General features: G+C 34.5%; 18 protein-coding genes. 14 read left to right on the forward strand and 4 right to left on the reverse strand.

The window, feature by feature from the left end; translation table 11 throughout:
* From dnaA to HN014_RS00015, 3 genes are all read left to right on the forward strand, one after another.
* Positions 1-1,428 carry a chromosomal replication initiator protein DnaA gene (gene dnaA / locus HN014_RS00005; RefSeq protein WP_176026875.1) on the forward strand — a complete coding sequence of 476 codons (1,428 nt, stop codon included), beginning with the start codon at positions 1-3 and terminating at the stop codon, positions 1,426-1,428.
* A 13-nt stretch (positions 1,429-1,441) separates the two neighbouring features.
* The gene (locus HN014_RS00010; RefSeq protein ID WP_176026876.1) at positions 1,442-1,897 is read left to right on the forward strand and encodes a low molecular weight protein-tyrosine-phosphatase; all 456 of its coding nucleotides are present in this window, start codon (positions 1,442-1,444) and stop codon (positions 1,895-1,897) included.
* Between the two features lie 134 nt (positions 1,898-2,031).
* Entirely contained in the window at positions 2,032-2,763 is a 732-nt protein-coding gene (locus HN014_RS00015) for an SAM-dependent methyltransferase (protein WP_176026877.1), read from the forward strand.
* A gap of 28 nt (positions 2,764-2,791) precedes the next feature.
* On the opposite strand, the gene HN014_RS00020 is transcribed toward HN014_RS00015, so the two are convergent.
* The 4 genes from HN014_RS00020 to dapF all read right to left on the reverse strand — a co-directional run bounded on the left by HN014_RS00020 (position 2,792) and on the right by dapF (position 6,108).
* Positions 2,792-3,433 (reverse strand): peptidoglycan-binding protein LysM, encoded by a 642-nt coding sequence (locus HN014_RS00020; protein ID WP_176026878.1) that lies wholly within the window; start codon positions 3,431-3,433, stop codon positions 2,792-2,794.
* A gap of 331 nt (positions 3,434-3,764) precedes the next feature.
* Positions 3,765-4,808 carry an endolytic transglycosylase MltG gene (mltG, locus tag HN014_RS00025; protein WP_176026879.1) on the reverse strand — a complete coding sequence of 348 codons (1,044 nt, stop codon included), beginning with the start codon at positions 4,806-4,808 and terminating at the stop codon, positions 3,765-3,767.
* On the reverse strand, positions 4,799-5,329 hold the full coding sequence (locus tag HN014_RS00030) for a GNAT family N-acetyltransferase (RefSeq protein ID WP_176026880.1): 531 nt from the start codon (positions 5,327-5,329) through the stop codon (positions 4,799-4,801). Before HN014_RS00030 ends, mltG begins: the two co-directional genes overlap by 10 nt.
* A complete protein-coding gene (gene dapF / locus HN014_RS00035) occupies positions 5,323-6,108 on the reverse strand; it encodes a diaminopimelate epimerase (RefSeq protein WP_176026881.1) in 786 nt (261 codons plus the stop codon). Before dapF ends, HN014_RS00030 begins: the two co-directional genes overlap by 7 nt.
* Positions 6,109-6,389: 281 nt before the next feature.
* Here dapF and HN014_RS00040 point away from each other — a divergent pair, with 281 nt between their 5' ends.
* From HN014_RS00040 to HN014_RS00090, 11 genes are all read left to right on the forward strand, one after another.
* Positions 6,390-7,808, forward strand: coding sequence for a S1C family serine protease (locus tag HN014_RS00040; RefSeq protein ID WP_176026882.1), 1,419 nt, complete (start codon positions 6,390-6,392; stop codon positions 7,806-7,808).
* Between the two features lie 143 nt (positions 7,809-7,951).
* A complete protein-coding gene (locus HN014_RS00045; protein WP_176026883.1) occupies positions 7,952-9,400 on the forward strand; it encodes a glyceraldehyde-3-phosphate dehydrogenase in 1,449 nt (482 codons plus the stop codon).
* A 235-nt stretch (positions 9,401-9,635) separates the two neighbouring features.
* Complete coding sequence (locus tag HN014_RS00050) at positions 9,636-10,250, forward strand: tRNA (guanine-N1)-methyltransferase (protein WP_176026884.1); 615 nt, start codon at positions 9,636-9,638, stop codon at positions 10,248-10,250.
* 66 nt (positions 10,251-10,316) lie between these two features.
* On the forward strand, positions 10,317-11,000 hold the full coding sequence (gene trmD, locus HN014_RS00055; RefSeq protein ID WP_176026885.1) for a tRNA (guanosine(37)-N1)-methyltransferase TrmD: 684 nt from the start codon (positions 10,317-10,319) through the stop codon (positions 10,998-11,000).
* Positions 11,001-11,116: 116 nt separating this feature from the next.
* Positions 11,117-11,467, forward strand: a complete 351-nt coding sequence (gene rplS / locus HN014_RS00060) for a 50S ribosomal protein L19 (RefSeq protein WP_176026886.1) — start codon at positions 11,117-11,119, stop codon at positions 11,465-11,467.
* Between the two features lie 1,250 nt (positions 11,468-12,717).
* On the forward strand, positions 12,718-14,943 hold the full coding sequence (locus HN014_RS00065; protein WP_176026887.1) for an NADP-dependent isocitrate dehydrogenase: 2,226 nt from the start codon (positions 12,718-12,720) through the stop codon (positions 14,941-14,943).
* A gap of 145 nt (positions 14,944-15,088) precedes the next feature.
* The gene (locus HN014_RS00070; protein WP_176026888.1) at positions 15,089-15,631 is read left to right on the forward strand and encodes an RNA polymerase sigma factor; all 543 of its coding nucleotides are present in this window, start codon (positions 15,089-15,091) and stop codon (positions 15,629-15,631) included.
* A complete protein-coding gene (locus HN014_RS00075; RefSeq protein ID WP_176026889.1) occupies positions 15,628-16,176 on the forward strand; it encodes a hypothetical protein in 549 nt (182 codons plus the stop codon). The genes HN014_RS00070 and HN014_RS00075 overlap by 4 nt, the downstream gene beginning before the upstream one ends.
* Entirely contained in the window at positions 16,151-17,242 is a 1,092-nt protein-coding gene (locus HN014_RS00080) for a hypothetical protein (RefSeq protein ID WP_176026890.1), read from the forward strand. Before HN014_RS00075 ends, HN014_RS00080 begins: the two co-directional genes overlap by 26 nt.
* 47 nt (positions 17,243-17,289) lie before the next feature.
* Entirely contained in the window at positions 17,290-17,970 is a 681-nt protein-coding gene (locus HN014_RS00085; protein WP_176026891.1) for a hypothetical protein, read from the forward strand.
* Positions 17,960-18,106, forward strand: coding sequence for a hypothetical protein (locus HN014_RS00090; RefSeq protein ID WP_176026892.1), 147 nt, complete (start codon positions 17,960-17,962; stop codon positions 18,104-18,106). Before HN014_RS00085 ends, HN014_RS00090 begins: the two co-directional genes overlap by 11 nt.
* The last annotated feature ends 2 nt before the right edge of the window (positions 18,107-18,108 follow it).

Consider the following 18,108-nt stretch of genomic DNA (forward strand, 5'->3'; position numbering starts at 1 on the left):
ATGAATATCACTGCGCAATCAGTTTGGGATAATTGTCTATCTTTTATAGAAGATAACATAACACCGCAAGCTTTTAAAACTTGGTTTGAACCCATCAAAGCGGTCAAATTAACCGATAGTGCATTAAGTGTCCAGGTCCCTAGTAAATTCTTTTACGAATGGCTCGAAGAACACTATGTAAACTTATTAAAGGTTTCTCTTACCAGAGAACTAGGAGAAAACGCTAAATTGGTATATGTCATAAAAATGGAAAACACTTATGGCAACAAAAAACCATTTACCGAAAAAATTCCAAGTGCTAACCGAACAGCAGTTAGCCCTCAGGAAGTTGATGTTCCTATTAAAAGTAAAAATCCGGAATTAAAAAATCCTTTTATCATTCCGGGAATTAGAAATGTAAAAATAGAATCTCAACTAAACCCCAGTTATAATTTCGAAAATTTCCTGGAAGGAGACTCTAACAGACTCGCTCGTTCTGCGAGTATGGCGGTTGCTAACAAACCCGGAGGAACCTCTTTCAACCCTCTTTTAATTTTCGGAGGTGTTGGTCTTGGAAAAACACACTTAGCACACGCTATTGGTGTCAACATAAAAGACAACTACCCAGAAAAAACAGTACTATATATATCTGCAGAGAAATTCACTCAACAATATATCGAATCTGTAAAAAAGAACAATCGAAATGATTTTATTCACTTTTACCAGATTATCGATGTTCTGATTGTTGATGATATTCAATTACTATCTGGTAAAGCAGGTACCCAAGATGTATTCTTCCATATCTTTAACCACCTACACCAAAATGGGAAACAGGTTATTCTTACCAGTGACAAAGCACCGGTAGATATGCAGGATATTGAACAGAGATTATTATCCCGATTCAAATGGGGATTATCCGCAGAATTACACCAACCAGATTTCGAAACAAGAGTCTCTATTATCAAAAATAAATTATATAGAGACGGTGTAGAGATGCCTGAAGATATCGTAGAATTTCTAGCGAATAACATCAAGACCAACATACGTGAATTAGAAGGAGCAATTATTTCATTAATCGCTCACTCCTCTTTCAACAAAAAAGATATCACAATAGACCTAGCCAAAGCTATTGTAGACAATTACGTAAAAAACACCAAGAAGGAAGTATCTATTGATTACATCCAAAAAGTAGTAAGTGACTATTTCCAGATGGACGTAGAAACACTACAATCAAAGACCCGAAAAAGACATATTGTGCAAGCGAGGCAATTGGCTATGTTTTTTGCTAAAAAACTCACAAAAGCTTCTTTAGCTAGTATTGGCACTCAAATCGGAAAAAGAGATCACGCAACTGTTTTACACGCCTGTAAAACAGTCGACAACCTATCTTCCACCGATAAACAGTTCAGAAAATATGTTGAAGATCTAGGTAAAAAACTAACCCTATAATCTTATTTCAGCTATGGCTACTAAAATTCTAATGGTATGCTTAGGGAACATCTGCAGATCTCCTCTGGCAGAAGGTATCCTACAATCTAAACTACCACCTGAAGAATTTATTATAGATTCCTGCGGAACCAGTAGCCATCATATAGGAGAAAAGCCCGACCTCAGATCCATAGAAACTGCCTCCGTAAATCATATCGATATCTCAAATCAAAGAGCTGCACAACTAACAAAAAAGCATCTCGATACTTATGATATCATATACGCTATGGATCAAAGCAATTATGACAACATTCTCAAACTGTCCTCTCCTGACAATAAAGACAAGGTTAAATTAATTCTTAACGAATCCCATCCTAATAAAAACTTAGGTGTTCCTGATCCATATTACGGAGGAACTCAGGGGTTCGAAGATGTTTTTAATATGCTTAATGACGCTTGTGACATCATTGCACATCGTTTGAAAAAGTAAAAGTTTTTGTATATTTAGAATTATTTCAACTAAAGAAACATTAATTTTCTCAAAAACATTTTAGATCCACTACCCCTAAATCAACTACAAAACATATCACATTAACCAATCATAGCCCTCAACAATTATTTCATATGGAGTTCACCCCTATAAACACCAAAGGAACCTTATACCTAATCCCAACAAGACTTGGAGATGACGTCCCTTTAGAAGTACTACCTATCTCTATTAAAAAGGTTCTTGAACAAGTAAACCACTATATTGTTGAAAACGAAAAACCCGCTAGGCGTTTTATAAAAAAAATAAGCCCCAGCAAATCTCAAAAAAACTTAATTATACAATCTGTAAACAAATACACAGATAGTTCAGAAATCCCCAGTTACCTAAACCCCTGTCTAAACGGACAGTCAATTGGACTATTATCCGATGCCGGCTGCCCCGGAATTGCCGACCCTGGGGCTGAGATTGTACGATTAGCACATGAAAAAGGAATAAAAGTCACTCCACTTGTTGGTCCTTCCTCTATATTACTAGCTATGATGAGTAGCGGAATGAATGGACAAAATTTCACTTTTAACGGCTATTTACCCATTGATAAAAATGAAAGAAAAACCACCATCAAGCAACTGGAAAAAACTTCTTTAGAAAAACAACAAGCACAAATCTTTATAGAAACCCCATACAGAAATGACAAAATGCTCGAAGATTTAAAAAGCATACTACATCCAACCACCAGATTATGTGTCGCCTGTGACATAACACTTACCTCTGAACTGATTCTTACTAAAACGATCAAAGATTGGCAAAAAGAAAAGGTAGATCTTCATAAAAAACCTACCATCTTTATTATACAAAGAGACTATTAAACGCTCTCTATTTTTTTTCTAAAGTATATTACAAAACCACCTTTGCATTTCGCTGCATCACTACAAAAGACAGATCATAACCAGCAAATCGTTTCATATAATATCGAACTGTGGTTCCAAAAGCATCTTCAAACCCTTCTACACCTCCACTTCTCAGGTATTTTTTTACCGCTCCTGCTCCTGCTAAATGAGCTGCAGCTAGCATTCCTGATTCTGTTACCTCTACTCCATTAATCCTTCTACCAACAAATCTTTTGATATCTCTTCTCAAAATCCACTTATTTCGAGCCACATTTGCATAAAATGCTTTTTCCTGAAGTTCTGAAGAATCTAAGAAATCACTCTTACTTCTAATTCCCAGCAATTCTAAGGTACTTAAACCAAACTGGTATTTTCCTAAATACCCAAATTGATTAATTACCGCATAATTCCCTCTGGATTCTTTAAAAGCCAAAGCTTCTTTAAAACCGATATAAGACATCCCTAACTTAGGCATCATCTCTATTCCTTCTCCATCTTCGATTTCGTCAAAATTAGGCACCACATATTCCAAATCCAATCCTGCAGTACTATAAGAACTAAAATCACTTGAGCTTTTTGATGTAAAACTTAAAGAAGTTATACCTCCCACTGTAAGTATTATCGAAGCCCCTACTATCTTTCTTACCATATAAAAATTTTCTAAGTAGCCATTAAAAATAATGTCCCCCACTACTTAAATTTTTGCCCGGCAAATGTACGACTTTTTTTGAATAAAAAAACAAAACCCATATATTTTTTCATTTACCTGAAAAACAAAGACATAATCGCATTTTTATCTTTATAAAAAACCTTCAAAACACCTTAAAACAGTAGTAAAAACAACAAATACTCTTCTAAAAAAAGAAAAACTAACCAGAATTCTCTGATTAGTTTTCCACATAAAAGTTTATTTTTTTGTTAATAACAAATAGAATTTCAGCCCTATTTCTGAAGAAAAAACGCTTTTTTTCCTACAAAAATTATCGTTTAATTCCCTTCTTATTTATCCATCGTACATACTGCTCTTTATTGCGATTATGCTGTGCCAATGTCTTAGCAAATTTATGATATCCAAACTTTTCTACATTCGCTACAAAAAAGTAATATTCATGTTTCTCATAATTAAGAACAGCATCGATTGAAGAAATGTCAGGCATTGCAATAGGTCCTGGAGGGAGTTCCTTATATTTATATGTATTATATGGGCTATCAATTTCCAGATCCTTAAACAAAACTCTTTTAATCACCGTATTCCAATCATTTTTATGCTTCTTCAATGCATATATCACTGTTGGATCTGCATCCAACTTCCACCCATTAAGATACCTGTTCATATAGACTCCAGCCACCCTTGGTCGCTCATCAACCTTTGCTGTTTCCTTCTGTACTATTGAAGCTATCGTAACCACCTCTGCAGGCTTTAATCCAATTGCTTTTGCCTTTGAGAGTCTTTTCTCATTCCAAAAACGTTTATATTCCTTAAGCATTCTTTCTCTAAACTGCGCTGCAGATGTATTCCAAAAAAATTCATATTTATTAGGAACATACATAGACAATGCACTTTCCAGAGAAAACCCTTGCTGTTTTAAGAAAGCTTCATCTTTAAAAGCTTTAAGCAAGGATGTGCTATCTGCTTCTATTTGCTGCGCTATTCTTCCTGCTAAATTCTCCAATCGTTCCTGATTATTAAAACTCAATTGAATCGGCGCGTTATTAACTCTTAAGGTATTTACGATTTGATTATTATTCAATCCTTTCTTAACAATATACCTTCCTGCCTTTATGTTTTTTATATACCCTTTTCTTCTTGCTACTGCATCAAAAGAATAAATATCCTTCACCACAGGACTCATAATTTCAATAAGTTCTGTATATGTGGCGCCGGTTGGCAGATACACTACTTTTGAATCTTCTTCAAAACTTGTATTAGGAGAAAATAACGAATCATAAACGTAATAAGCAAATACTCCTCCTGCTACCAAACCTATTAACACTATCGCTAAGATTATTTTTTTTATGTACATATATTTATTAATTGATATAAAAATTCATCTTTATAAACCCCTTTCACCAAATTCCATTCTTTCTTCACCCCTACTTGCACAAAACCTTCTTTTTCAAAAAGTTTCATACTTCCTATATTCCCCTCTGAAATATTTGCGTATAACTGATGTAAATTCAGAATGGTAAAAGCATATGTTACCACCATCTTTAATGCTTCTGCCCCATACCCCTTACCTCTATCTTCTTCTTCTGAAATTAAAATTCCGATTCCAGCTCGTTGATGTATCGGATCAAAATCAAATAAATCAATCAACCCTAAAACTTTTTCTTCATTCGAACATATTACCAAACGCAATTGTTTTGCCTCATAAATATCCAAATGAGCATTCTCCAGGTATTGCTTAATCAAAAAACGAGAATACGGTGTCTGAGTGGAGCTCATTTCCCAAACTTCGACATTATTCTCTACCCGATATAAAAAATCCAGGTCTTCAGGCTCTAATGCCCTTAAAAAAATATGTGTTCCTTTCAGGCTTAACACTCGATTTCTCCTTTAAAAACTTGTTTTGCTGGTCCTATTAAATATACATTTCTGTATCCTGCTTCCTCTTTCTCAAAAGTAATCTTCAGATCCCCTCCCAAAGTTTGAATATCGACTTCCTGTGCTTGGGTTTTATTAGAAGTATGCATCGCTAATGCCACTGCGGTCACTCCTGTTCCACAAGATAATGTTTCTGCCTCCACTCCTCTTTCATAAGTGCGCACTAAAAAGCTTTTATCAGTAAGTTGCTCTACAAAATTAACATTGGTTCCTTCCGTATAATAAGGAGCTCCCTCTCTTATCTTTCTTCCTACACTATCTACATTATACTCTTTTAGCCCTTCTACCAACTCTACATGGTGAGGCGAACCTGTATCCAAAAACAAATGCGACTCATGCTCCTCCACAGTTGACACATCCTGCATCTGCAAATAAACCAATCCGTCTTTAATTTCTGCATGATGTTTCCCATCAATAGCAGTAAATACAGCTTTTTCTTTTACAACACCCATAAAGGAAGCGAAAGCAACCAAACACCGGCCTCCATTTCCACACATTGTACTCTCTTTCCCATCTGCATTATAATACACCATTGTAAAATCATCCTCATCATTCTGGGGTTTCTCCAAAAGCATCAAACCGTCTGCTCCAACTCCAAATTTCCTGTCACAAAGTCTGGCTATTAGTTTGGTATCATTTTTGGACACTATAGACTCTCTATTATCAATGATTACAAAATCATTCCCGGTACCTTGATATTTATAAAAAGTTAAAACCATTATTTTTATTTAATACAACAACAAAGGTACAAAGAAACAAAGCAAGTAATCACTGTTAAGAGAAGGTTAATTACATAAAAAAATATAATTTATTGTAATATTTGACATTAGAATAAGTCTATTATATATAAACACAAAAAAGTACAGCACACCAAACCTATAAATCTCCTCGATATAAGCATCAGAGGTATTTTATAGAACGTGAATTTTAATTTCGAGATACACTTCGAAGCAGTCATATCTCGATCTATTGAATAAACATCAACAAAATTTAAAAGCACATGAAACGATTTTTGAACTTATTAGGCATTGCCATCTTATCAGGCTCTTTGACCTTAGGAGCTTATAAATTATTCTTAGAACCTGAACCTGTAAAAATAGCAGAAGAAAAACCAATCCCTCAATATGTAAGCACTACACCTGCCACATATACTGTTTCTAACTCTTCTAAATCCACTGCTAATCTTAGTGCAGATTTTACAACTGCTGCAGAGAAAACAGTTAACGCTGTAGTCCACGTAAAGCAATACGGGATCCAAAGAACCCCCCGAAATCTGATGGATTTCCTCAGAAATGATGGGGTACAACAAAAAAGAATCAGAGGAGCAGGATCAGGAGTTATTTTTACAGAAGATGGGTATATTGTCACTAACAATCATGTAATTGATGGGGCAACAGAACTGGAAGTTACCCTTAATAACAACAAATCGTATAAAGCCGAAGTTATCGGAACTTCACGCCAGGCAGACATTGCCGTATTAAAAATAGAAGCAGACGCTAAGCTTTCTTATATTCCTTTTGGAGACTCTAACTCTGCAAAAATCGGAGAATGGGTATTAGCAATAGGAAACCCTTTCAACCTTACCTCTACAGTAACTGCCGGAATCATCAGTGCAAAATCAAGAGACCTGGATGAATTTGATGCAAATACACAATCTTTTATCCAAACGGATGCCGCCATAAACCCTGGAAACAGCGGAGGAGCGCTTATCAACACCAAAGGAGAGTTAATTGGTATCAATACCGCTATCACATCGCAAACAGGAAGTTATGTTGGATACGCCTTTGCCGTTCCCTCTAATAACGTAAGAAAAATTGTAAATGACATTATAGAGTATGGGGATGTCCAAAAAGCTATTATCGGAATCAGCGGACATGCTGTAAACCCAAGAGCAAAAGAAAACTACGACATTACCGAATCTCAGGGAGTTGTTATTGCCCAAGTAGAAAGTGGTAGCGGTGCAGAGGAAGCTGGACTAAAAGAAGGAGATTTAATCAAAGGGATAGATGGACTTCCTATCAAAAAATTTGCTGACCTATCAGGTTATGTCAATAGTAAAAGTCCTAATGATATTATCAATATTACCATTTCCCGACATGGAAATGAATCTATTATTCCTGTAAAATTAAAAAAGTACGAAAGCTATCAAATTAAAGATATAGGAGTTGAAGTTGTAAACCCGTCAAAAGATGAATTAAAACGTCAGAATCTTGACCACGGAGTAAAAATCAATCGCGCATTAACAAAAAGAATGACGAGATACAACCTCGAAGGAATTATAATTACCGAAATAGATCGGGTCAAAGTAAAAAGTGTTGCTGATGTGAAAAAAATTATTGAAAGTAAACACCCTGATGAAGACATTAGTGTTACTTTAATTGATGGTAACGGAGAAAAAAGAGAATTTGTCTTCCAGTAAAAACTAAAATTTAGTAAGAAATAATAAATCCCGGTGTCTGATAAAATACACCGGGATTTTTTTTATTCAAAAAAGGTTTCTCGAAAACGTTTGAAATACATACTTTAGCACCAAATTTCAAGATTGTAAAAACACAACATATTATGAGCTCTAACGAAGTTTATGAGAAAGAACTTGCTTTTCAAGCTGACAGACGACGTGCAACCGTTACTTTTATTAAGACTGTCAGTGATTTATGGTATGACAATTCTATCGAATTAGTCCTTTTCCGTAATCAATTAATCAACAAAAATGTTAGTGAGATCCTTAATCTCCACAAATACGCTGGTGAGTTTGTAGAAAAGCCTATTTCAATTTTTGATTCTGTAGAAATTGCTCAGGCAATTAAATTAATGGACTTACCTCCTGCTAAATTAGATATCGGTAAACTAACCTACGAATATCATTTAGCTGAAAACGAATATGATTCTCCTACAAGTTTTGTAATGGCTAAATTGCAAAACGCAAAAAAATCAAAGAACATATCGCCTAAAGATGTCGTCCTTTATGGTTTTGGTAGAATCGGAAGATTAGTAGCCCGTGAATTAATGACTAATACGGGAAAAGGAAATCAGCTTAGACTTAGAGCAATTGTTACTAGAGGAGCAATTACCGAAGAAGTCCTGGAAAAAAGAGCTTCTCTACTAAAAAGTGATTCCGTACACGGAGATTTTGCCGGTACTGTTGAAACAGATATCGACAACAAAGCCCTTATTATCAACGGAACTACGGTACATATAATAAGTGCTAACAACCCGGAAGATATCAACTATACTGAATTCGGTATTAGTGAAGCACTTTTAATAGACAATACCGGTGCTTTTAGAGATAAGGAAGCATTAAGCAGACATTTACAAGCTAATGGTATTGAAAAAGTATTGCTTACAGCTCCCGGAAAAGGAATCCCAAATATTGTACACGGAGTAAACCACAAGGATCACGATCCTGATAATGTGCATATTTTTTCTGCTGCATCCTGTACAACCAATGCGATTACTCCGGTACTCCAAGCTATCGAAGAAAGCTTTGGTGTTGTAAACGGTCACCTGGAAACAATCCACGCATATACTAATGACCAGAACTTAGTAGATAATATGCATAAGAAATACAGAAGAGGACGCGCTGCAGCATTAAACATGGTAATTACAGAAACCGGAGCAGGTAAAGCTGTATCCAAAGCATTACCAAGTTTCGAAGGAAAGCTAACATCTAATGCCATTCGAGTTCCGGTACCTAATGGTTCATTAGCGATCCTTAACCTTAATCTGGAAAAAGAAACTACAAAAGAAGAACTCAATACTGTTCTAAAAAAATACGCCCTGGAAGGAAATCTGGTAGAGCAAATCAAATATTCTCTGGATAATGAATTAGTATCTAGTGATATTATAGGCTCATCTGCCCCTTCTATATTCGACAGCAACGCAACTATTGTAGATGCAAAAGGAAACAATGCTGTATTATACGTATGGTATGATAATGAATATGGGTATAGCCATCAGGTAATCAGACTTTCGAAGTACATTGCCAAAGTAAGACGTTTTACGTATTACTAACAGCTGCTTATTACAATACAAAAGTCGCTATAAGAACCCTTATAGCGACTTTACTTTTTCTATTAAAATAACAAATTAGCATTGTATAAAATAGCTGTAAAAAAATAAATTCCTAAAAGTAATTATAACTCACTATATTTCGCCCATTAAAAAAGAAGACCATTTCTTTTAAAAAAAGCAACAATATCTTAGTATTTATTATCGTTACTGTACAAATTAATAATAGACATACAATATGAATTTCCCTAACTATCTAATAGTTTTCATCTCTATCTTATCTTTTGGTTTTATCCAGGCTCAAGAGGACAAAATGACTGCAGCGCAAGCCTTAAAACAAGAAAATATTGAAAAACAATTTGATTATGTCATTTTAAAATCTGGAAAATTTCAGGATTATAAGGTAGTAAAGCGTTTTTGGCTTGATAAATTAAAGGCAAATACTATTGATTCCATCAACACATTAGAGTCAAAATTAACTGCGAGTAATCAGAACATAGAAAAGCAAAAAAACACAATAAAAGAGCTTCAGGAATCCTTAACCACCACCAATGAAAACCTAACTTCCGTTACTCAGGAAAAAGACAATATGAGTTTCATGGGGATGGATATGACCAAATCCAGCTACAAAACAACAATGTGGGCTATTGTTGGTCTTCTTATTGCTTTATTGGCTTTCTTTATTTTTAAATTTAAAAACAGTAACACTGTAACAGTACAGGCTAAAAAAGCATTGGCTGAAATAGAGGTTGAATTTGAAGATCACCGCAGAAGAGCTTTGGAAAGAGAACAAAAAGTAATGAGAAAATTACAGGACGAGATCAACAAACAAAGAAAAGCCGGTACAAAATAAATATTCTTTAGAATTTAAGTGTTATTCTTCGCATCTTTGCAGCATTGACTGAATCAATACATAAGAATGCGTATAGATATTATTACTGTAGTTCCTGAAATTTTAAAAAGTCCTTTTGAAGCTTCTATCATGAAGCGATCCATCGAAAAAGGATTAGTAGAAGTACACTTGCATAATCTCAGGGATTACGTTACCGATAATTATAGACAGGTAGATGACTACCAATATGGCGGAGGAGCAGGTATGGTAATGATGATTGAGCCTATTGATAAGTGCATCTCCAAACTTCGGTCAGAACGTTCCTATGACGAAATTATCTATATGACTCCGGATGGGGAAACCCTGCAGCAGGGTACTGCTAATTACTTGTCATTAAAGAAAAATCTAATTATTCTCTGCGGGCACTATAAAGGAGTAGATCAAAGAGTAAGAGATCATTTTATCACCAAAGAAATTTCTGTAGGTGATTATGTCCTTTCTGGAGGAGAATTAGGAGCCCTGATCCTATGTGATGCAATCATACGGCTTATACCAGGGGTATTAGGAAACGAAACATCTGCCCTAACTGATTCATTCCAGGACAACCTTTTAGCCCCGCCTATCTATACCAGACCAGCAGAATATAAAGGATGGAAAGTTCCAGAAGTTTTGACTTCAGGAAATTTTCCCAAAATAGAAGCATGGAGAGAGGAGCAAGCTTTTCTGAGAACTAAAGAAAGACGTCCAGACTTATTAGACACTGACAATTAAACCCATAAAATAGTTGCATATATTTAAATAATACTTATTTTTGCAACCGATTTAGGGTAACCTCTGGCGAAAATCGTGAATGTTGCTTTAATAAAATCATCGTAAACTACATCAAAATGACAGATTTAGTAAAATTTGTACAAGACGAATTTGTTACAAAAAAAGATTTTCCAGAATTTTCAGCAGGAGATACAATTACTGTATACTATGAAATTAAAGAAGGAAACAAAACACGTACACAGTTCTTTAGAGGAGTTGTAATCCAAAGAAGAGGATCTGGTGCTACTGAAACTTTCACCATCAGAAAAATGTCTGGAACTGTGGGAGTTGAACGTATTTTCCCAGTTAACTTACCTGCATTGCAAAAAATTGAAGTTAACAAAAGAGGTAAAGTTCGTAGAGCTCGTATTTTCTACTTCAGAGAACTTACAGGAAAGAAAGCTCGTATCAAAGAGAAAAGAAACTAATAAAAGATATTTCTTTTACACCCAAAGAGACTGTAATACAGTCTCTTTTTTTATGAACAAAAGTTAATAACCGAAGTTCATAACAGGTTGATAAATAAAAAGTTACCTTCCGTTGTCTAATTACTTCCCTTTTTCTACTTTTAGTATATAATTATAACTACAAGAAATGACACAAGGATTTTCTGTAGATAATTTATCGCTCTTTGAGAACGTGAAAAACTACAATTTGGACAATCAGTACATAATTCGCATAAAGTTATTTCTCTGAGTACATCCTTGAAATAATTTTGTATTTACATTTATTTTGATTTGAGTAAACCTTTCTACAAACCCAGATCTAATATTTAGCATTCTGTAAATCTTTATATCGGGACAAAAGAAGGTTTGTTGTATGGGAAATATCAGATTAAAGTGTATTTAAAAAATCATTTCGAAATGAAATTCAAAGGAAAAAATTCAGCAATAGTACATGATTGGCAACAAGAAGCTGGCGCTATTTTATTAAGTAAACACCTTTAAGGAAACTTACGGGATACTTATGAGAAGGAAATTGTATTCTGAAGAAATTTCGGCGTATTAAAGCCTCATTTGATGAGGCAACTTCAATATATAGACCACTAGCTAAAAAAGTAATCTCATATACAATACTTTATCACGATCAATGTCGTAGTTTTATATAGTCAAATCCTTATTTGAATGACATAAACGTGCTCAAAAAACGAGGAAATTGGATTCCTTATATACTCCTTTTAGATAAAAGGTGCACAAATAGGAGTGTTAATTTCCAAACAAAAGCCATATCGAAATTTGTATATTTTGATATGGCTTTTTAATACTAACAAAAGAGATTCATTCCTATCTTGTTTTACTAAAAAAACACATTTTCATTATTCTCAAAAAAGAAGCCAGATTTCTTACATTTTTTGAAGTAACGAAAATCTAGCCCCTATCCTATTTTCAATATCACAAAACAATACTTTTTTTACTTTTCATCTACAATCAGTAATCAAAACTTAACATAAAACTACCGTTTCTTTGGGTTGGAATTGCCTGTCTAGATTTGTATATTCGCCTTCGGAAAATTTTAATGTTGAGCAATATATCTGCTGCTTACAAAAGCAGTATTACATCAGGTACACCCTTTACTGCCGAAAACTGAATTTTCTAAGGATTATAAAATATAAAATACAGGGACGTCATATTCTTCTTATCAAAAGCAGGTAATCGTTCCCTATCAAAAACTCAAAAATATGTCGATCGAAACTTCTAAGATCATTTACACCAAAACGGACGAAGCTCCTTTTTTAGCTACACATTCTTTCTTACCTATTGTAGAAAAATTTACAAAAGCTGCAGATATTACCATAGAAACTAAAGACATATCATTAGCTGCTAGAGTTTTAGCTGTATTCCCAGAGCATCTTAGCGAAGAACAAAAGCAAGCGGATGCATTATCTGAATTAGGAGAATTAGCTAAAAGACCTGAAGCAAATATTATAAAATTACCTAATATCAGTGCTTCTATTCCTCAATTAAAAGCCACAATCACAGAATTACAAAGTCAGGGATATGCGATTCCTAATTATCCTGAAGAACCTGCTAATGATGAAGAAAGAGCAATCAAAGCAAAATATGACAAAGTAAAAGGAAGTGCAGTAAATCCGGTTCTTAGAGAAGGAAACTCTGATCGTAGAGCTCCTAAACCTGTTAAGGCATATGCTAAAAACAACCCACATAGTATGGGCGCATGGACTCCAGAATCCAAAACCCATGTAGCGACTATGGGAAGTGGGGATTTTAGATCAAACGAGAAATCCTTAACCATCGAGCAAGCAGGAGATGTAAGAATCGAACTGGTTAACAATTCAGGAAACGTAACTGTTTTAAAAGAAACAACTCCTGTACTAGAAGGAGAAATCATTGATGCTTCTGTGATGAACAAAAAAGCCTTAACCGCTTTTCTGCAGGAACAAATCGCTGATGCAAAAGCAAACAATGTGCTTTTCTCATTACACATGAAAGCAACAATGATGAAAGTATCTGATCCTATTATTTTTGGACATGCAGTAACTACGTTCTTTCATGATGTTTTCGAAAAACACGCAGACATATTAGATGAACTTGGTGTAGAAGTTAATAATGGTTTTGGTGACTTAGTTAACAAAATTCAACATTTACCTGCCGAAAAAAGACAGCAAATAGAAGCTGATATTGCAGCTGTATATAAAAACGGACCTAAATTGGCAATGGTTGATTCCGATAAGGGAATTACCAATCTACACGTACCAAGTGATGTAATCATTGACGCTTCTATGCCTGCAATGATACGTAACTCTGGACAGATGTGGGATGCTGAAGGAAAAACACAAGATACTAAAGCAGTAATTCCTGATAGTTCATATGCAGGAGTGTATCAGGAGACTATAGATTTTTGTAAAAAACACGGGGCTTTTGACCCTACTACTATGGGAACTGTTCCCAATGTAGGATTAATGGCTCAAAAAGCAGAAGAATACGGATCTCATGATAAGACATTTGAGATCAAAGAAGAAGGAGTAGTTCGCGTAGTAGACGCTGCAGGAAAAGTACTTATCGAGCACCCTGTAGCAGAAGGTGATATCTGGCGTATGTGTCAGGTAAAAGATGCACCTATCAGAGACTGGGTTAAACTCGCTGTTACCCGATCAAAAGCTACCAATACCCCTGCTGTATTTTGGTTGGATGAAGCCAGAGCTCATGATGCTCAACTAATCAAAAAAGTAAATGCATATCTAAAAGATCACGATACAACAGGACTTGATATCAGAATTCTGTCCCCAAGACTAGCAACTCGTTTTTCTTTAGAACGTATTAAAGAAGGAAAAGATACTATCTCTGTAACAGGGAATGTACTACGGGATTACAATACCGATTTATTCCCAATTTTAGAACTGGGAACCAGCGCTAAAATGCTATCTATTGTTCCTTTGATGAATGGAGGAGGCTTGTTTGAAACAGGAGCAGGAGGATCTGCCCCTAAGCACGTACAGCAATTTAATAAAGAAGGACACTTACGTTGGGATTCCCTTGGAGAATTTCTGGCACTTGCTGTATCATTAGAACATCTTGGAGAAAAGAACAATAACGACAAAGCACTCGTATTAGCTGAAACACTTGATGAAGCAACAGTAAAATTCCTGGATAACAAAAAGTCCCCATCAAGAAAAGTAAATGAACTAGACAATAGAGGAAGTCATTTCTACTTAGCATTATACTGGGCTGAAGCCTTAGCACAACAAAATAAAAATGCAGAATTGCAAAAAGAATTCATTGCTGTTGCAGAGCAATTAAGCACAAACGAAACTACAATTATAGAAGAATTAAACAATTCTCAAGGCAAACCTGTAGATATCGATGGATATTACTGGCCTAATCCTAAAAAAGTTTCTGAAGCAATGAGACCTAGCGAAACACTAAATGCTATTATAAATGCATAAGTATTTATAAAGCACTCAATATCAAACCTGTTCTGTATAGAGCAGGTTTTTTTTTACCTTTTTTTATTTTTTTTCTTCTTATGTGCAACCCTTTTCTTTTTTGGTTGTCAATAGAAATAAACATTAAAAGTTTCAAAAAGAATAATTGGAAACTAACATTCTATATACCCATAAAGAACTGGTTGAGAAAAGCAAGTCCGGTGACAGGAATTCGCAATATCAATTATACAAGCTATATGTAGATGCGATGTATAATATCAGTATGCGTATGTTGAATATAAAAGAAGATGCAGAAGATGTTACCCAAGAAAGTTTTATAGAAGCTTTTAAGAATCTTGAAAAATTCAGATATGAAAGCACTTTTGGTTCCTGGCTAAAACGAATTGTCATTAACAAAAGTATAAATCATCTAAAGTTAAAACGAGTACCTATTGTTTCCATAGCGCCAAATGAATTTCATTTGACATCAGAAACGACCGAATATGATATTGATATGCTGGATGTTGAAAAAATAAAAAAAGGGATCTCTATGCTTCCTGATGGATATAGGCAAATAATCAACCTATACCTAATAGAAGGATATGATCATGTCGAAATTGGTGAAATACTGACTATTTCCACCTCAACATCTAAATCACAATATCACAGAGCCAAGAAAAAATTAGTTGCGATAATTAAAACATTATGATGGACGATTTTGAAAAATACATCTCTCAAAACAGAGATAAATTCGACACTTATCATACTAATCATGATACCATGTGGAATGCTATTTCATCTGAATTGGATGCTTCCGCTTCTAAAAAACGATCATGGTATCAATATCCTGTTTTGAAAATAGCTGCCAGTATCATTATAATAGCAGGAGTGTTTTCAATCATTAGTTTAATGATAAATAACCCCACGGGCACTTCTGATCAATCCATGGCTAATCAAGAGTTATTAGATATTGATCAATACTACCAGAGATTGGTTTCTAATCAAGTAGCACGCATCCAAAACAACCCCAAATTACTCCCTTCAGATAAGGAAGAGTTTTTAATCTTTATGGATGAACTCGATAAAGAGTATGACCTCTTAAAAATAGAGATGAGAAAAAATCTGAATAATGAACGTATTCTAGAAGCTATTGTCAAGAACTATAAAAAAAGAATTGAATTAATAGAAAATTTATTAAATCAAATAAATACTGCTAAAAAATTAAAGAATGATGAGGAAGGATATATTCTATAAATACATTTTTATCCTGATTTGTATTTGGATGCCTACTACTGCCTTTGCTCAAGAAAAAATAAGCAAAAAAGTAGAAAAAGAGCAGTTCATGACAAATGCAGGAGAAATAAGCATCAATAATAAGTACGGAGACATCATCATTAACGGATGGGATAAAAACTCTGTAAAGATCACTATAGACATTCAGGTTACACATAAGAAAAAAGAAAATGCTCAGGAGCTCATTGACCGGATTGAGCCCATTTTCAAAACCGCGAATGATTTTATGAGTATAACCTCAGAAATACGAGACAAAAGCAGTAGTTTATTCTCTCAATATTTCAAAAAAGCAGCCCCTTTCGACAGAGATAAAACTAATATTGAGATTAATTACACCATTAATCTCCCTGTAAATACTGAAGTTGAAATTTCTAATAAATATGGAGATATTATTATAAGTGACTGGACCGGAAAATTAAAAGCCAATGTCAAACATGGAGATATGTGGATCAATGAACATTTGACCAATGCCAATATTGAGGTCAACTTTGGAAAACTAAAAACGAAAAATATCACATATGGTAATATTATGCTAAAAAACGGAGCGCTCACGCTTCAAGAGTCCAAAAATCTACGACTAAAAAGTGCCGGATCTAAAATTAATATTGCATCTGTTACCACACTGGAAATAGTTTCGAGCAAAGATATTATCGATATCCAAAAAGCCACACATATCACAGGAGATTTAAAATACTCAGAAACACATATATCATTATTAGCCAGTCATATCAACACAACGATGAAGGTAGCTGATTTTCGGATTGCAAAAATAGATACCCCAAGTCCCAACATTGATATTAATCAGGAATCTTCAGAAATCAATATAAATGTCAATGGAACCTCTTTTAATTTTGAAGCCACCCTGGAGCAAGGTTTACTAAGAGTTCCTACATCATTCAGTGATATAAATACCCATGTAATTGATAAGGGAAAACGAATACGAACCATCAAAGCTTCCTATGGAGATATCCGAAAAGGGCAAACCACTATTACAGGAAAAAAAGGCATCATTATATTATCAGAATAAAAAACACTTTTACAACAAAAAATTCATCAATCAATAAAAACAACTCCATGAAAACCCATCCAATACCAATTATCTTCTTCCTTATAATACAACTATCAGGTATCATAGCCCAGGAAAAAAACAACGATTATATAGAATTTAACGATCGAAAAAACATTGTACATGGAATCTATCTTGGGATCAATACCGGATACGGAAAAATCGATCGTAGAAACACTATAAACGCAGGAATAAAACTAGCATATGTAGCAAATAGAAAGTTTGAATACGGAATTGCTGCAAAGTTTTTTTACTCTGATCAAACTTCCGCAGATAATATTTCTTCTAATGATATAAGCAGTACTACAGGAGACGTAGTAGGAACATATGGAGGAGTTCATTTAGAACCCATACTCTTTTCCAAATCGAAAATCAATGTATCATTCCCTATTCTAATCGGTCCTGGAGTAGTAGCATATATAGAAGAATCTTCTTCGAATAAAGGAGAGCATGAAGCGACAACGTCAGATCAGGTTTTTGTTGTGGAACCGGGAGTTAATATACTATTCAATTTTTCGAGATATGTACAAATAGAAGCTGGAGCTAAATACCGTTTCTCCAGTAAGTTTACTATTCATCCTGATGCTATTACCCGTATCAACGGGTATTCTATAGATCTTGGAATAAAAATTGGAGTCTTTAATCTAGGTAGAAACCGTTATAAAAAAAAGCTCTCTAATGAATCGTAATACAAAAGACAATCTCCCCATACAAACCATCTATGTATATGTTCAGAATTCCAAAATATATCTGAGCCATACACATCAACCATTCAGTAAGAAAATGCTGAATCAAAAACAAATAAACCCTTTGGTTAGCACCTAAAA

It is taken from the genome of Aquimarina sp. TRL1, assembly GCF_013365535.1.
In the GTDB taxonomy this organism is placed as follows: domain Bacteria; phylum Bacteroidota; class Bacteroidia; order Flavobacteriales; family Flavobacteriaceae; genus Aquimarina; species Aquimarina hainanensis.

Coding starts and splice junctions, on each gene's coding strand:
- dnaA (WP_176026875.1), top strand. CDS start 1: ATGAATATCACTGCGCAATCAGTTTGGGATAATTGTCTATCTTTTATA.
- HN014_RS00010 (WP_176026876.1), top strand. CDS start 1,442: ATGGCTACTAAAATTCTAATGGTATGCTTAGGGAACATCTGCAGATCT.
- HN014_RS00015 (WP_176026877.1), top strand. CDS start 2,032: ATGGAGTTCACCCCTATAAACACCAAAGGAACCTTATACCTAATCCCA.
- HN014_RS00020 (WP_176026878.1), bottom strand. CDS start 3,433: ATGGTAAGAAAGATAGTAGGGGCTTCGATAATACTTACAGTGGGAGGT.
- mltG (WP_176026879.1), bottom strand. CDS start 4,808: ATGTACATAAAAAAAATAATCTTAGCGATAGTGTTAATAGGTTTGGTA.
- dapF (WP_176026881.1), bottom strand. CDS start 6,108: ATGGTTTTAACTTTTTATAAATATCAAGGTACCGGGAATGATTTTGTA.
- HN014_RS00040 (WP_176026882.1), top strand. CDS start 6,390: ATGAAACGATTTTTGAACTTATTAGGCATTGCCATCTTATCAGGCTCT.
- HN014_RS00045 (WP_176026883.1), top strand. CDS start 7,952: ATGAGCTCTAACGAAGTTTATGAGAAAGAACTTGCTTTTCAAGCTGAC.
- HN014_RS00050 (WP_176026884.1), top strand. CDS start 9,636: ATGAATTTCCCTAACTATCTAATAGTTTTCATCTCTATCTTATCTTTT.
- trmD (WP_176026885.1), top strand. CDS start 10,317: ATGCGTATAGATATTATTACTGTAGTTCCTGAAATTTTAAAAAGTCCT.
- rplS (WP_176026886.1), top strand. CDS start 11,117: ATGACAGATTTAGTAAAATTTGTACAAGACGAATTTGTTACAAAAAAA.
- HN014_RS00065 (WP_176026887.1), top strand. CDS start 12,718: ATGTCGATCGAAACTTCTAAGATCATTTACACCAAAACGGACGAAGCT.
- HN014_RS00075 (WP_176026889.1), top strand. CDS start 15,628: ATGATGGACGATTTTGAAAAATACATCTCTCAAAACAGAGATAAATTC.
- HN014_RS00080 (WP_176026890.1), top strand. CDS start 16,151: ATGATGAGGAAGGATATATTCTATAAATACATTTTTATCCTGATTTGT.
- HN014_RS00085 (WP_176026891.1), top strand. CDS start 17,290: ATGAAAACCCATCCAATACCAATTATCTTCTTCCTTATAATACAACTA.
- HN014_RS00090 (WP_176026892.1), top strand. CDS start 17,960: ATGAATCGTAATACAAAAGACAATCTCCCCATACAAACCATCTATGTA.